Origin of the sequence: Inquilinus sp. YAF38, assembly GCF_052113205.1 — a bacterium.
Lineage (GTDB): Bacteria > Pseudomonadota > Alphaproteobacteria > DSM-16000 > Inquilinaceae > Inquilinus.
Window position 1 is genome coordinate 68,591 of the sequence record NZ_JBFRCU010000021.1, and the last position, 15,236, is coordinate 83,826.

Below are 15,236 nucleotides of genomic sequence, written 5' to 3' on the forward strand. Positions count from 1 at the left end.
AGAGCCCTCCGATTAAATGAGCGAAACGGAGGATCCTCCGCTTCAACCCCGACGAGGACGACATGTCAGGCAAGGTCTGGTTCATCACCGGCACATCGAAGGGGCTCGGCCGGGCCTGGGCGGAGGCGGCGCTGGCCCGCGGCGACCAGGTCGCGGCGACGGCCCGCGACATCTCCAGCCTCTGCAGCCTGGTGCATGCCTACGGCGCCCAGGTCGCGCCGATCCGGCTGGACGTGACCGACCGGGCGGCGGTGTTCGCGGCGGTGGCGACGGCGCAGGAGCGGTTCGGCCGGCTGGACGTGGTGGTCAACAACGCCGGCTACGGCCTGCTCGGCGCGGTCGAGGAGGTCAGCGAGGCGCAGGCCCGGGCGCAGATCGAGACCAACCTGTTCGGCGCGCTGTGGGTGACCCAGGCGGCGCTGCCGATCCTGCGGGCGCAGCGGTCGGGCCACATCATCCAGGTGTCCTCGGTCGGCGGCGTCAACGCCTTCCCGATGCTGGGCCTGTACCACGCCTCGAAATGGGCGCTGGAGGGGATGAGCCAGGCACTGCAGGGCGAGCTGGCCGGCACCGGCGTCAAGGTCACGCTGGTCGAGCCCGGCGGCTATGCCACCGAATGGAAAGGCGATTCGATGGTCCATGCCGAGCCGATCCCTGCCTATGACGAGATCCGCGCCGGGCGGCTGCTGCGCTGGCGCGACGCCGAATTCGCCGATCCGGGTGCGAGCGGCCCGGCCATCCTGCGCATCGTCGATGCCGCCGAGCCGCCGCTGCGGGTGTTCTTCGGCCCGCACAATCTGGAGGTGACGCGGGCAGAGTATGAAAGACGCCTCGCCGGCTGGGAGCAGTGGCAGGATGTCGCCGGCCTGGCGGTCGGCCGCTGATCGCTTAATCGCCGGCAAGGCGGCGCTGGTAGACGGCGAGATGAGTCGCGGCCAGGGCGAGCAGCGGGGTGTCGATCCCGGCGGCCCGGCCGCGGACCAGCAGGTCGCTGATGATCTGGTCGGCCTCGATCGGTGCGCCCTGCTGCAGGTCGCGATACATCGACGAGGTGCGAGCGGCCCCCGGCTCGGTCAGGAACGCCCGGGTGGTGGCCAGCAAGGCGCTGCCGGGCGGCGTCCCGACCGCACTGACCACCGCCACCACCTCGTCGAGGAAGCGGCCGGCGAAATCGGCGCCGCCGGGCGCGGCCACGACCTCGCCGGTGCTGCCGCGCATCAGGCAGGTGATGCCGCCCAGCGCCGCCAGCATCACCCATTTCTGCCACATCTCGCGCTCGATCTCTTGTGTCAGCCGGGCGTCGAAGCCGGCGCCGCGCAGCACCGAATCGAGCCGGTCGGTGCGGCCCGAAGGGGTGCCGTCACGCTCGCCATAGGCTAGCTCGTGGAAGCCGGCCAACTGGACGATCCGGCCTTCGGCATCGACCGTGCCGGCGATCTTGCAGACGCCGCCGAGCACCGCAGCGGAGCCGAAGCGCGCCGACAGCAGATCCATGTGCCGCATGCCGTTCAGCAGCGGCAGGATCATCGTCTCCGGCCCGACGGCGGGGGCGAGGTCGGCCATCGCCCCGGCCAGGCCATAGGCCTTCACCCCCAGCAGCACCGCGTCATAAGGGCCGTCGACCGCATCGGCGGTGACCAGCCGCGGCGCCAGGGTGGCGTCGCCATGCGGGCTGACGATGCGCAGGCCGTCCGCCCGCAGCGCGGCGGCACGGCCGGGCCGCACCAGGAAGGTCACGTCGCGGCCGGCCTGGGCCAGCCGGCCGCCGAAATACCCGCCGGTCGCGCCGGCGCCGACAACCAACAGACGCATCGCTTGCTCCGTTCTGCCCGTGGCCCGAGCCCGGGCGGTCATGCCCCTCCCGGCCAAGCTGGGATCCGCCCCGCCGGATGTAAAGGCATTGCCTGGGCTGCAAATCGCGGGGTGGACGGCGCCCCGCCCGGGTGCAATGACTCGAATCCTTGTCGGCCCAAGGGGAGCTCACCGGTCCATGGATACGCGCGGCATCAACGATATCGGCGCTTCGATCGACACCGCGGTCGAGGCCATCGCGCCCGGCCTGGTCGAGGTACGGCGCGACATCCATGCCCATCCGGAGATCGGCTTCGAGGTGCAGCGCACCGCCGGCGTGGTGGCGGCGGAGCTCGACAAGCTGGGCATCCCCTACCGCACCGGGATCGGCCGCACCGGCATCGTCGCCGAGATCGAGGGCGGCGCCCCCGGCCCCTGCCTGCTGATCCGCGCCGACATGGATGCGCTGCCGATCCACGAGATGACCGGCCTGCCCTTCGCCAGCACCGTGCCCGGCAAGATGCATGCCTGCGGCCACGACATCCACACCGCGACGCTGATCGGCGTCGGCGCCGTGCTGAAGGACCTGGCGCCGCGGCTGCGCGGCACCGTGCGGCTGGTGTTCCAGCCGGCCGAGGAGACGCCGGAGAGCGGCGCCGCCGCGATGATCGCCGACGGCGCGGCGGACGGCGCCGACCTGGCGCTGGCCTTCCACAACAGCCCGACCATGCCGACCGGGCAGTTCGGCTACCTGCGCGGCGCCAGCACCGCCTCGGCCGACACCTTCGACATCACCGTCCGCGGCCGGTCCGGCCATGCGGCGCGGCCGCAGGACGCCGCCGACCCGATCGTCGCCGCGGCCTATCTGGTGACCCAACTGCAGACCGTGGTGTCGCGCACCATCGACCCGGCCCAGGGCGCGGTGGTGACGGTCGGCAGCATCGCCGGCGGCGCCACCCACAACATCATCCCCGACACCTGCACCCTGCGCGGCACGGTGCGGGCCCGGTCGCCCGAGGCGCGGGCGGCGGCGGAGGCGGCCATCCGCCGGATCGTGCAGGGCATCGCCCTGACCCAGGGCGTGACCTGCGAGCTCGACTACCAGCTGGGCGTACCGCCGCTGATGAATCACGGCCGCGTGCTGGAGGCGTCGGTCGCCGCGGTGCGGGCGCAGTTCGGCGACGTTGTGCATGAGACCGCGCCCGGCTTCGGCGCCGAGGATTTCGCCTTTTTCTCCGAGCGGGTGCCGTCCTTCCATCTGCGGGTCGGCGCCGCCCAGCCGGGACGCCACGACCACCTGCACAACTCCGACTACCAGCCGGACGAGCGCTGCATCGGCCTGGGCGCCGCCGCCCTGGCCCGCAGCGCGGTCGAGCTGCTGTCCTGATCAGGCGGCGGCCTGGGCGATCGCGAAGCTGTCCTCGAGCAGGCGGTAACGGGAGATCAGCCCGTCGCGCGCGGTGAGGTCGATGACGAACTCGCTGCGCATGATCCGCCCGGTGCGCCTGGCCCGCGCTTCCAGCTCGCCGGCGGCGAAGGCGCGGTCGCCCTCGGCGGCGATGGCGGTGATGTCGAAGCGGATCGGTTCGATCCCGTCCCACAGGGCGCGGACGAAATCGGCGACGCCCGCCCGGCCGCTGCGGTGCCCGATCCACGGCACGCGGTCGACCGCGCCCGGAATGTCCCAGTCGGCATCTTCGGTGAACAGCGCGGCCACGGCCTCCGGCGTCGCCCGCGACCGCATCGCCGTCAGATAGCGTTCGAGCGTCGCCCGGGCCCCGCCGCCGGCCGCCGCCTCGCCGCGCAGGATGCGGATGCGGTCGCGGTCGGCGCTGGTGAAGTCGGGGTCGACATAGATGTGGATGCTGCGGATCAGCGTGCCCGCGAACTTGAACACATCGCAGAACCGGCCCTGCGACACCACCCCATCCGGCCAGCGCAGGCCGCTGCGGGTGACGCCGGCCTCGGTGCCCTCGACCACGATGGTGTCGCCGGCGACGATAATGTGCAGCCCGGGAATGTCGTGCTCCAGGCTCTCCAACTCGGCCGCCAGCCGGGCGCCGAACTCGGCCACCGCCGCCTTGCCCCGGGTCAGGCCGAATTTCGGGAAGACCAGCTCGACATCCTCGGTGAACAGGTCGAGCCAGGCCGGATCGCGGCTGTCGGCACCGCGGAAATAGGCATCGATCACCTTCAGCCGGGCTTCCGTCAGGTCGGGATCGGGCACAGGGCCGGTCGTCATCTCGGATCTCCGGAATTCGGTAATTCTGACTACAGAATGATTGTCGGGTTGCACCATGGCCGTCAAGAGAATTATGTAAATGCAACTACAGAAAGGAATCTGGATGGCGACGCGAGGCCGGCCGCGCGGCTTCGACCGCGACACGGCGCTGCGGCGTGCGATCGAGGTGTTCTGGGCCAAAGGCTATGAAGGAGCGCAACTGGTCGACCTGACCGCGGCGATGGGCATCAACCCGCCCAGCTTCTATGCCGCCTTCGGCTCCAAGGAGGCGCTGTTCCGCGAGGCGCTCGACCGCTACCTGGCCACCGACGGCGCCGGCAGCATGCAGGCGCTGGAAACCCACACGACGGCCCGGAGGTCGATCCTCGGCATGCTGACGGCGAGCGCCGAGATCGCCCTCGCCTCGCCCGGGGGCGGCGGCTGCATGTTGATCCTCGGCCTGGTCAACGGCCTGCCGGAGAATGACGGGCTGCGCCGCCATCTGGCCGACCTTCGGCGCGAGACCATCGACCGGATCCGCCGGAGGCTGCAGCGCGGCATCGAGGACGGCGACCTGCCGGCGGGCACCGACATCAACGGCCTCGCCATCTTCTTCGGCACGGTGATGCAGGGGCTGTCGCTGCAGGCCCGCGACGGCGCGTCCCGCGAGGAGCTGCTGGCGGCCGCCATCGCCGCAATGAAGGTTCTGGGCTGAGCAGAAACCTCGCCATCGGGCCCGATTTCCGTCACCTTTCTCGGGTGGATTGCAGGAGGCGAGTCGCGCGGCTGCGGCCGCGACCCCGGGACGTGAGGAACAGACACCGATGATCGAGGCGATGAACCTCGCCATTCTCGTCGCGGCGGGCCTCATTGCGCTCAGCGTCTTCACCAGCCTGATCTCGTTCCGGGTCGGCGCCCCGCTGCTGCTGGTGTTCCTCGCGGTCGGCCTCGGCGCCGGCGAGGACGGCATCGGCAAGATCCATTTCGACGACGCGCCCGCGGCCTATTTCATCGGCAGCGTCGCCCTGGCGCTGATCCTGTTCGACAGCGGCTTCGAGACCCGGCTGCACAGCCTCCGCGCCGCCGCCGCCCCGGCCCTGACCCTGGCCACGGCCGGGGTGCTGATCACCACCGGCATCGTCGCCGTGGCCGCCCGCTACGCCTTCGGCTTCGGCTGGTACGAATCGCTGCTGACCGGCGCCATCGTCAGCTCGACCGACGCCGMCGCCGTGTTCTTCCTGCTGCGGGTTGGCGGCATCACCCTGCGCGACCGCATGCGGTCGACCCTCGAGATCGAATCCGGCAGCAACGACCCGATCGCGGTCTTCCTCACGCTGGCGCTGGTCGAGGCGGTACGCCTGGGCACCGGGGCGGAGGCCCTGACCTGGTCGCTGCTCACCAGCTTCACGCTGGAGGCCGGCATCGGCATCGCCCTCGGCCTGGCCGGGGGCTTTGTGATCGTGCGGGTGATCAACCGGGTCAGCCTGGATCCCGGCCTGTACCCGGTGATCGTGCTGAGCCTGGCCCTCCTGATCTTCGCCGCCACCGGCATGCTGCACGGGTCGGGCTTCATCGCCGTCTACGTCGCCGGCATCGTCGCCGGCAACGCCACGCTGCGCGCCTCGGCCCTGCTGCGCCGGTTCCAGAGCGGCATGACCTGGCTGGCGCAGATCTGCATGTTCCTGACCCTCGGGCTGCTGGCGACGCCGTCGCAATTCCCCGCCGTGGCGCTGCCCGCCTTGGCCGTGGCCCTGACGCTGACCTTCGTGGCCCGGCCGATCGCGGTCTGGCTGTGCCTGCTGCCCTACGGCTTCTCGCGCAACGAGACCACCTTCGTCGCCTGGATCGGGCTGCGCGGCGCGGTGTCGATCCTGCTGGCCATCCTGCCGCTGATCGCGCATCTGCCGGACGGGCGGATGATCTTCAACGGCGTGTTCCTGGTGGTGATCGTCTCGCTGCTGCTGCAAGGCTGGACGATCCGGCCGCTGGCCAAGTGGCTGGGCCTGATCGTGCCGCCGCGGATCGGCCCGGTCGACCGCGTCGAGCTGGAGCTGCCGGGGCGCGCCAACCACGAGCTGGTGGTCTACCGCATTGCGGCGCAGAGCCCGGTGGCGCGCGGCGAGCGCATCCCGCGCTGGGCCCGGCCGGCGCTGATCGTGCGCGACGGCCAGTCGGTCGACATCCACCATGCCGGGCGGCTGCAGAGCGGCGACCAAGTCTACATCTTCACCCCGCCGCAGCAGGTGCGGCTGCTGGACCGGCTGTTCGCCACCCCTGCCCGGCTGGCCCAGGACGATCGCGACTTCTTCGGCGACTTCACCCTGCACGCCGAGGCGCCGCTGGCCGAGGTCGCCGAGAGCTACGGCTTCGCCCTGCCCGAGCCGGGCGAGACCCGGACGGTCGGGACCTTCCTGCAGGACGGCTTCGGCGGCCGGGTCGAGGTCGGCGACCGGCTGCCGGTCGGCGGGGTCGAGCTGATCGTCCGCGCCGTCGACGACGAGAACGAGGTCACCGAGGTCGGGCTGGCGCTGGAGCCCAGCCGCGGCGCCCAGCCGAAGCTGCCGGTGTTCCAGAACCTGTCGGAGATCGCCGCCTGGATCCGCGGCTGGCTGCGCCAGCGCAGCGCCCGGYGGACGACGCCGCCGCCCGTTCCGGCGACAGAACCGGCCGAGGCCGAGACGCGGCCGGAGTAGCGGCGCCGCGCATCAAGGTCCGGCGAGACCCGTCCAGGCGTGAGATTCGCGCTCCCGATACCAGCTTCCGTGTGAGAAAGTCGCAGCCTACGAATCGGATCCGAGTCCCAATCGGAACGAACCGGCTGTGGCCGGAGTGCCGGTGTCCGCCGCATCGGACCCAGGAGGATGGTCACGGCGTTAGCCCAAGGCCGCGCCGATTTCATTGACGAGGGCTGGCCCCGTTCACCGACAGCATTGCAGGAGCATCTGATGGCACTCGGGTACTTCATGGTCCCGCCCGGCTACGCCGGCCCGGTCCCGCCAGGGTACACATTGCTCGTCTACACCAACACCCAGACCACCTACACCGGCGCCGGCGACGACATCGCCATCGGCAGCGACATCGGGGCAAATTTGTCTCCCGAGGGCGGCTACGACATCCTCGACTACTCCGGCTTCGGCCGGGGTATCAGGATCGATGAGTTCGAGGGGACGGTGCGAGATGCTAACGGCATCATCGCCCGGTCCAACTCCACCCCGGGCCGTGGCTTCGAGGAGTTCCGGGGCACGGCCTACGACGACGTGATGATCATGAGGCCCAGCGACGCCATGGCGCTGCACGGCAATGGCGGGAACGACACGCTGGTTGGGGGCGCGAATGCGGAGCTGCTGGACGGCGGCGCCGACATCGACACCGCCAGCTATGCCAATTCCGCGGTGGCGGTGACGGTCGACCTGCGGCTGTCCACGGCCCAGGTCTCGGCCGGCGACGCCAATGGCGACACCCTGACCGGGATCGAGAACCTGACCGGATCGGCCCATGACGATTCGCTGCATGGCGACGGCGGGAACAACGTCCTCGCCGGCGGCGCCGGGGCCGACGCGCTGGTCGGCGGTGCCGGCACCGACACGGCGGACTATTCGGGCTCCGCCGCCGGGGTGACGGTCGACCTGGTGCTCGGCACCGGGCTGGGCGGCGACGCCCAGGGCGACACGCTGACGACGATCGAGAACCTCACGGGCTCGGCCTTCGCCGACCACCTCACCGGCGACGCCGGCGTCAATGCGCTGAGCGGCGGCGCCGGAGACGACACCCTGCACGGTGGCGCCGGGGCCGATACGCTGAACGGCGGCAGCGGCTCCGATTTCGCCAACTACCAGGGTTCGGCCGCGGCGGTGACGGTGAACCTGCTGGCCCACACTGCCGCCGGTGGCGACGCCACGGGCGACACGCTGACCGGCATCGAGAACCTGTACGGGTCGAGCTTCGACGACCATCTGACCGGCGACAACGGCCGCAACATCATCGGCGGCGAGCTGGGCAATGACACGCTCGCCGGCAATGACGGCGATGATTCCCTCTCGGGAGAGGGCGGCAACGACAGCCTCGACGGCGGCGCCGGCGCCGATCGCCTGGTAGGCGGCGTCGGCCTCGACACCATCCATGGCGGGACCGGCGCCGATTCGGTCGACGCCGGAACCGGGAACGACTCGATCTTCGGCGAGGCGGGCAACGATGTCGTCTATGGCGGCGCCGGCATCGACCAGATCGACGGCGGGGATGGCAACGACATCCTCGAAGGGGCGGCCGGGGCCGACACGCTGGCCGGCGGCGCCGGCATCGACACGATCAGCTACGCCAGCTCGGTCGCCGGGGTGACGATCAACCTCGCGACCGGCGCCGCCTCGGGCGGCGATGCCGCGGGCGACACCTTCTCCGGCATCGAGCAGGTGCTGGGCTCGGCCCAGAACGACGTCCTGACTGGCGACTCCAATGCCAACACCCTGTGGGGTCTGGCCGGGAATGACGTGCTCACCGGCGGCGGTGGGGCCGACCTGCTCAAGGGCGGCGCCGGCAGCGACAGCTTCGTCTACGGCAGCATCGCAGCCAGCACCGTGGCCGCGTCGGGCAAGGACACGATCACGGACTTCGCCAGCGGCGACCGGATCGACCTGTCCGGCATCGACGCGGACGGCAACCCGGCCAATGGCGACACCGCCTTCAGCTTCGGCACCGGCGACTACACCCGCCATGCCGGCGAGCTGCGGGTGGTGACGTATGGCCCGGTGCAGGTGGTCTATGTCGACGTCAATGGCGACAAGGGTTCGGACTTCGCCATCAACGTCGTCTCCGACCACCCCCTGACCGCCACGGACTTCCTGCTCTGACCCGTTCCGGCGCCGCGCCGCATCCGCTATCGTCGGCGGTGACATGGGACAGCGGGGACGCGATGCTGACGATCTATTCCGAGGACCACCGGCTGCAGCACGGCAAGGTCGAGCTGACCGGCGGCCATTTCATCCCGGTGGTCGAGAAGCCGGAGCGGGCGGAGACCATCCTGGCCCGGATCAAGGCCGTCGGCCTGGGCGAAATCCGGGCGCCGGGGCGCTTCGGCACCGACCCGATCGCCCGGGTGCATGACCGCGGCTTCATCCGTTTCCTGGAGACCGCCTGGGACGAGTGGACGGCCCAGCATGGCGAGATCGACGCCCTGCCGACGAACTGGGCGGTGCGCAACATGCGCCAGATCGTCCCCAGCTCGATCGACGGCAAGCTCGGCTACTACGCCAGCGACTGCGGCACGCCGATCACCGCCGGCACCTGGCGCGCGGCGCTGAGCTCGGTCGACGTCGCCCTGACCGGGGCAAAGCTGGTGGCGGCCGACGGCAAGCCGGTGTTCTCGCTGTGCCGGCCGCCCGGGCACCACGCCTCGACCGACGTCTATTGCGGCTACTGCTTCTTCAACAACGCCGCGGTGGCGGCGCAGTGGTTCCGCGACAACGGCGCCGCCCGGGTGGCGGTGCTGGACATCGACTATCACCACGGCAACGGCACGCAGGAGATCTTCTACGGCCGCGACGACGTGCTGTTCGTGTCGCTGCACGCCGATCCGAATGTCGAATACCCCTATTACCTCGGCTATGCCGAGGAGCGCGGCGCGGGCGCCGGCGAGGGCTTCAACCTGAACCTGCCGATGCCCTTCGGCACCACCTGGGACCGCTATCGCGAGGCGCTGGACGCCGCCCTGGCGCGGATCCGCGACTATGGCGCGGATGCGGTGGTGCTGTCCTTCGGCGCCGACACCTTCCAGGAAGACCCGATCTCGCAGTTCAAGCTGAACAGCGACGACTTCACCCGCATGGGCGAGATCCTGGGCCGCGGCCTGGGCGTGCCGACCCTGACGGTGATGGAGGGCGGCTACGCCGTCGACGCGCTGGGCGTCAACGTCTCCAACCTGCTGCAGGCGCTGGAGGGGGGCTGACCGTCACGCCTCCGGGTCGCGCTGGGCCGGGATGTCGATGGTGAAGCGGGTGCCGGCAGGCCCGCTGTCGATCTCGATGGCGGCGTCGAGCTGGCGCACCTGGGCCTGCAGCACCACCATGCCGAGGCCGCTGCCATTCGCCGGCATCTTGCCTTCCGGCAGGCCGACGCCGTTGTCGGCGACCTCCAGGCGCCAGCCGTCTTCGCGCGGCTGGAACCGGATCTCGACCCTGCCCTCGCGGCGGTCCGGGAAGGCATATTTCACCGCATTGGTGACCAGCTCGTTGACGATCAGCCCAAGCGGCACGATCCGCGACGGCGGCAGTTCGGCCGGCGCCGCCTCGATCGCGATCGAGATGCCGCCATTCTCGGGCAGCAGCGCCCGCGACAGGTCATCGCACAGACCGGTCAGGTACTCCTTCACCTCGACCTGGTCGACCGCGGCATTGGCGTAGAGCCGGCGGTGGACGATGGCCAGTGCCTGAATCCGGTCGTTCGCCTCGGCCAGGGCATGCTTCGCCTCCGGATTCTGCGCCCGGCGCGCCTGCAGCCCGAACAGGCTGGACAGCAGCTGGAAGCTGTTCATCACCCGGTGGTTGATCTCGCGCAGCAACAGATCCTTCTGCTTCAGGTTCTGCTCGATCCGGTCGGCCATGGCGTCGAACGCCACGGCCAGCCGGCCGAACTCGTCGCGGCCGTGGCGCAGCCGGACGCGGGCGTCGAGCCGGCCGCGCTGCCAGTCGCGCGCGGCGGCCAGCAGCCGGTCGATCGGCCGCAGCAGGAACAGCCGGCCGCCGATGCCGGCGGCGGCGAGCGAGACCAGCAGGCCGGCGACGATCAGGGCGATGCCGCGCTGAGTCGCGGCGTCGATGGTGGCGAAGGCGGCCGCCCGGTCGATGCCGACCAGCACGAACAGGTCCAACTCCTCCGACCGCATCGGCACATAGCCGTAGATCCGCATGGTGCTGTCGATCGCGCCGCTGGTGACCGAGCCGGCCTGCTGCGAGGCCAGGAGGTCGAGGAACTTGTTCGGCAGCTGCTTGCCGACCCAGGGCCCGTCCGGCCCGGGCAGGCGCGACATCACCACCCCGGCGCGGTCGGTGATCATGATCACCGCATTGCGCGATTCGGTGTCGATGGTGATCGCCTTGACCATCTCGTCGACATTCAGCGCCGCCACCACGGCGCCCTGGAAGCTGTCGCCGTCGAAGATCGGATAGGCCACGTGCAGCACCTTCACGCCGACCGCGTCGGTGGTGGCGAAGCCGCCGACGGCGAAGCCGCGAATCTCGCGCGCCCGCTGGAAGAAGCCCTGATGGCCGACCGAGACCGAGATCGCCGCGGTAATGTTGGCGCCGCACAGGAGGTTACCGTCGGCATCGACCACGGCGATGGCGTTCAGGCTCTTCACCTCCGTCCGCAGCTCGTCGACCACCTCGGTGCAGCGGCCGCCCTGGCCTTCGCGGATCGCCGGCACCCGGGCCATCGCGGCCAGCAGCTGGCGGACGCCGTCGACGATGCGGAACTGCGCCCCGGCGGCGACATTGGCCAGCCGGATCGCATCGTCCTGGATCTCGTTGGTGCGGGCGATGCGCAGCGCGTATTCGTTGTAGCCCTGCAGCGCGATGCCCGGCGCGACGGCTAGGGCGACCAGCAGGAACAGGCGCGACAGCAGGTTCATCGCGACGGCAGCCGGCGGGGGGCGTGGATCCTCGGCGTCATGCTTCCTGCCCCGACGTCATCGGCCCCATCCTGCAGCGAGCCCCGTGCGATTCCAACCCCCGACCTGCGCGTCTCGCCGGCATGGCGGGCCGCCGGCGCGTTCTACGACACAGGCCTTGGAAAAGCCATCACCGGGCCGCAAATTGGTCACTGGCGGACACGGGAACAAAGTGTCGCACGGCCCGTTTTTCTGCGGCGAAGTGCCCGGCTGTAACCGGCGCTTGAGATGGAGACGAAGACGATGTTGAAACCCACCATGATCGTGCTCGCGGCCACGCTGGCGCTTGCGGCGTGCGGTCGCGATACGGGCGGCCGGGCCCTGTCGGGCGGCCTGCTCGGCGCCGGTGCCGGCGCCGGCATCTCGGCCCTCACCGGCGGCAATGCCGCCACGGGCGCGCTGATCGGTGGCGCCGTGGGCGCGGTCGGCGGCGCGGCGACGAGCTGCCGGACGATCAATCTAGGCGGCCGCTGCTGAGCTCCGGGCTGACGGACGACACGAGGCGCCGCAGTTACCGGCGCCTCGTTTGAAGCTATTTTGATCGGGGACAGAGTCGCCTCTGTCCCCGTTTGCTTTTGTGGCGCCCCTCATCCGCGCCAATATCGGCCCGCGCAACCAATGGAGCGAGGAACAGACATGGCCACGCGGAACCTGGACCAGGAACTCGACACGCTGCGCGGCGATCTCGGCAAGATCCGCGACGATATCGCGGCGCTGACCCGCACCCTGGGCAACACCGCCGCCGCCGAGGCCAAGGCCGGCGGCGCCCGGCTGAACGAAGCCGCCCACGCCGCCAAGGAACGGGCGCAGCACTTCGCCGACAGCGCGCGCGCCCAGGGCGAGGAAGGGATCGCCGCGCTGGAGCAGCGGATCGAGCAGAACCCCTTCACCAGCGTCCTCGTCGCCTTCGGCGTCGGCCTCGTCATCGGCAAGCTGCTGGACCGCTGAGGCCGGCGTGAAGACCGACCTCGGCGTCGCCCTGCTGGGCGCGCTCGCTGCCCGCCAGCGCCTCCGGCTCGGCCAGGCGCTGCGACGGGCCTGCATCGCCGCCGCGCTGTTTGCGATCGCCCTCGTTCTGGTGGTGATCGCCCTGGTGCTGCTGGCCTGGTCCGGCTTCTACCTGCTGCTGCCGAAGCTCGGGCCGGCCGGCGCCGCGCTGGTGGTCGGGCTGGTCGTGCTCGGCCTTGCCGCAGTCGTCGCCCTGATCGGCGTGCTGGCCGGCCGCAAACCGCGCCGCCGGACCGCCGCCGCCCCGGTCTCAGCCACCGGAGCCGGGTTGGAGGGTATGGTTGCCGGCCTCGGCCTGTCCGCCGCGAAGGTCGCGCCGAAAGTGGCCCTGGCGGCGCTGGTGGCCGGCATCGCGGTCGGAGCCCTGCCGCTGCTGGGGGGCCGCCGCAAGCGGGATTGATGCGGCTGCAGCGTCTTGCCTCATGACCGCCGCTGCGTTTCGTCTATAATCCGCCCCCTGCCTCTGTGGGGGGCCTCGGCCCTTGGGCCGGGCAGGCGGCAGACGGTATCCCAGAACAACAAAGGTCCAGACATGATCAACAGACGGACGGTGCTGACCGCGGGCGCCATGGCGACGGCTTCGCTGCTGCTGGCGGGGTTGACGCAACCGGCTTCGGCCCAGACCGACGGGGCCGCGGCCTTCATCGACGACATGGCCAAGCGGGCGATCGGCATCCTCCAGGCCGGCGGCGCCGCGACGGCGCAGGGCAAGGCCGAGTTCACCCGAATCCTGAACCAGGGCTTCGACCTGCCGACCATCGGCCGCTTCGTGCTGGGTCGCTACTGGAGCAGCGCCACGCCGCAGCAGCAGGCGGAATACATGGACCTGTTCGAGCGGATGATCGTCGAGACGTATTCGCGGCGGTTCCAGAACTACCAGGGCGAGACCCTGGTGGTGAAGGGCACCCGCGCTGTCGGCGGCAGCGACACCCTGGTCGCGACCGAGATCCGGCAGAAGGACGGGCCGCCGATCCAGGTCGACTGGCGGGTGCGCCAGGCCGGCGGCGGCTACAAGGTGGTCGACGTCATCGTCGCCCGGGTCAGCATGAGCGTGACCCAGCGCGACGAGTTCGCCTCGGTGATCGCGCAGAACGGCGGCAATGTCGACGGGCTGCTGCAGGCGATGCGCCAGCGGGCCGGCGGCTGATCCGCCAGAACCCGGGATAGACACGATGGCGGTGGCGGATGTCGGCAGGGACGTCGCGGACTGGCTGGTGGCCGAAGGCCGGCTGCTGGCCGACCCGGTGGCGCTGGTCGACGGCTTCTGCCGCCGCCTGATCGCCGCCGGCCTGCCGCTGCAGCGCGTGCGGATCGGCCAGAGCATCACCCATCCGCTGCTGACCGCCTGGGGCGTGGTGTGGACCACGGCCAGGGGCGGCGAAGCCTTCGTGATCGACCGCAAGGTGCTGGCGACCAGCGCCTTTCTCGGCAGCCCCTACGAGGCGGTGCTGAACAGCCGGCGGCCGCTGCGCCGCCCGCTGACCGGGCTGGGGCCGGACGACCACACCATCTTCCACGAGCTGGCCGCCGCCGGCGGCACCGACTATGTCGCCGTGCCGATCATCTACGGCAACGAGACGGTGCAGGTGGCGAGCTTCGTCACCGACCGGCCCGGCGGCTTCACCGACGACGAGGCGGCGCTGCTGGAGCGGCTGCGCCACCCGCTGGCGGCGGCGATGGAGCCGACCGCCATGCGCCGCTCGGCCGCCAGCCTGTTGCGCACCTATCTCGGCAGCGGCCCGGCCGACCGTGTGGCGGCCGGCGCGATCCGCCGCGGCGACGTCGTCGCGGTCGACGCCGCGATCCTGTTCGTCGATATGCGCGGCTTCACCGCCTTATCCGAGCGCCTGACCGCGGCCGCCGTTCTGGCGGTGCTGGACCGCTATTTCGAGACCCTCGCCCAGGCCATCGTCAACCGCGGCGGCGACGTGCTGAAGTTCCTCGGCGACGGCGTGCTGGYGATCTTCCCGGTCGAGCAGGCCGGCGGCGCCGCGGCCGCCTGCGACGCCGCGGTCGGCGCGGTGCGGGCGATCCGCCAGGGCCTCGCTGCCGGGCCTGATGCGGTGGCCTCCGCCGCGGCATTGCATCTCGGACCGGTGCTGTACGGCAATATCGGCAGCCCCGACCGGCTGGACTTCACCGTGCTGGGGCCGGCGGTCAACCTGACCAGCCGGCTGGAAGGCCTGGCCAAGCAGCTCGACCGGCCGACCGTGTGCTCGGGGCTGTTCCGGCAGGCCTGGGGCGGGGCGGCGGAGCCGCTCGGCGCCCACCCGATCCGCGGCCTCGCCGACCCGCAGCCGGTGTTCGCGATCGCGGCGTGATGGGATGGCCGGTGGCTGTCTTGATCTCCCCCTCCCCTCGCGGGAGGGGGTTGTTGCAGCCCGAACCGATGATGGCTGCCCTGGGCCGGCCGGCTCAGGGAATGAAAACACCATACACGCGCGGACGCGCGCAGACCCCTCCCCCAACCCCCTCCCGCAAGGGGAGGGGGAGTGTGGAAGGCTGCGCAAATCGGTGWCGTAGGTTGGGTTCGCGGCAGCGAACCCAACAGGATCGGGG

At 71.0% G+C, this 15,236-nt stretch carries 14 protein-coding genes; 11 read left to right on the top strand and 3 right to left on the bottom strand.

The annotated features are described in order from the left end of the window. Positions 1-62 precede the first annotated feature (62 nt). Positions 63-884: an SDR family NAD(P)-dependent oxidoreductase gene (locus AB4Z01_RS12285; RefSeq protein WP_441693864.1), complete on the top strand. Its 822-nt coding sequence runs from the start codon at positions 63-65 to the stop codon at positions 882-884. A 4-nt stretch (positions 885-888) separates the two neighbouring features. Here AB4Z01_RS12285 and panE read toward each other — a convergent pair whose 3' ends face one another. Further along, the gene (panE, locus tag AB4Z01_RS12290; protein ID WP_441693866.1) at positions 889-1,812 is read right to left on the bottom strand and encodes a 2-dehydropantoate 2-reductase; all 924 of its coding nucleotides are present in this window, start codon (positions 1,810-1,812) and stop codon (positions 889-891) included. A 178-nt stretch (positions 1,813-1,990) separates the two neighbouring features. Between panE and AB4Z01_RS12295 the strand changes: the two genes are divergently transcribed. Further along, positions 1,991-3,178 carry a M20 metallopeptidase family protein gene (locus AB4Z01_RS12295; RefSeq protein WP_441693868.1) on the top strand — a complete coding sequence of 396 codons (1,188 nt, stop codon included), beginning with the start codon at positions 1,991-1,993 and terminating at the stop codon, positions 3,176-3,178. Here AB4Z01_RS12295 and AB4Z01_RS12300 read toward each other — a convergent pair whose 3' ends face one another. Continuing rightward, on the bottom strand, positions 3,179-4,033 hold the full coding sequence (locus AB4Z01_RS12300) for a nuclear transport factor 2 family protein (RefSeq protein ID WP_441693871.1): 855 nt from the start codon (positions 4,031-4,033) through the stop codon (positions 3,179-3,181). A 103-nt stretch (positions 4,034-4,136) separates the two neighbouring features. Between AB4Z01_RS12300 and AB4Z01_RS12305 the strand changes: the two genes are divergently transcribed. The 4 genes from AB4Z01_RS12305 to AB4Z01_RS12320 all read left to right on the top strand — a co-directional run bounded on the left by AB4Z01_RS12305 (position 4,137) and on the right by AB4Z01_RS12320 (position 9,950). After that, entirely contained in the window at positions 4,137-4,727 is a 591-nt protein-coding gene (locus AB4Z01_RS12305; RefSeq protein WP_441693874.1) for a TetR/AcrR family transcriptional regulator, read from the top strand. Between the two features lie 109 nt (positions 4,728-4,836). Then, on the top strand, positions 4,837-6,705 hold the full coding sequence (locus AB4Z01_RS12310; protein ID WP_441693877.1) for a potassium/proton antiporter: 1,869 nt from the start codon (positions 4,837-4,839) through the stop codon (positions 6,703-6,705). Positions 6,706-6,957: 252 nt separating this feature from the next. Then, the gene (locus AB4Z01_RS12315) at positions 6,958-8,856 is read left to right on the top strand and encodes a calcium-binding protein (RefSeq protein WP_441693880.1); all 1,899 of its coding nucleotides are present in this window, start codon (positions 6,958-6,960) and stop codon (positions 8,854-8,856) included. Between the two features lie 62 nt (positions 8,857-8,918). After that, on the top strand, positions 8,919-9,950 hold the full coding sequence (locus AB4Z01_RS12320; protein WP_441693882.1) for a histone deacetylase family protein: 1,032 nt from the start codon (positions 8,919-8,921) through the stop codon (positions 9,948-9,950). Between the two features lie 3 nt (positions 9,951-9,953). Here AB4Z01_RS12320 and AB4Z01_RS12325 read toward each other — a convergent pair whose 3' ends face one another. Beyond that, on the bottom strand, positions 9,954-11,630 hold the full coding sequence (locus AB4Z01_RS12325; RefSeq protein WP_441693885.1) for a sensor histidine kinase: 1,677 nt from the start codon (positions 11,628-11,630) through the stop codon (positions 9,954-9,956). 267 nt (positions 11,631-11,897) lie between these two features. On the opposite strand from AB4Z01_RS12325, the gene AB4Z01_RS12330 reads away from it, so the two are divergent. The 5 genes from AB4Z01_RS12330 (at position 11,898) to AB4Z01_RS12350 (ending at position 14,998) form a co-directional block, all read left to right on the top strand. After that, positions 11,898-12,146, top strand: a complete 249-nt coding sequence (locus tag AB4Z01_RS12330; protein WP_441693888.1) for a hypothetical protein — start codon at positions 11,898-11,900, stop codon at positions 12,144-12,146. Positions 12,147-12,305: 159 nt separating this feature from the next. Next, entirely contained in the window at positions 12,306-12,617 is a 312-nt protein-coding gene (locus AB4Z01_RS12335; protein WP_441693891.1) for a DUF883 family protein, read from the top strand. A 7-nt stretch (positions 12,618-12,624) separates the two neighbouring features. Next, a complete protein-coding gene (locus AB4Z01_RS12340; protein ID WP_441693893.1) occupies positions 12,625-13,077 on the top strand; it encodes a hypothetical protein in 453 nt (150 codons plus the stop codon). Positions 13,078-13,209: 132 nt separating this feature from the next. Further along, positions 13,210-13,824 carry an MlaC/ttg2D family ABC transporter substrate-binding protein gene (locus tag AB4Z01_RS12345; RefSeq protein WP_441693896.1) on the top strand — a complete coding sequence of 205 codons (615 nt, stop codon included), beginning with the start codon at positions 13,210-13,212 and terminating at the stop codon, positions 13,822-13,824. A gap of 25 nt (positions 13,825-13,849) precedes the next feature. After that, positions 13,850-14,998, top strand: coding sequence for an adenylate/guanylate cyclase domain-containing protein (locus AB4Z01_RS12350; RefSeq protein ID WP_441693899.1), 1,149 nt, complete (start codon positions 13,850-13,852; stop codon positions 14,996-14,998). The last annotated feature ends 238 nt before the right edge of the window (positions 14,999-15,236 follow it).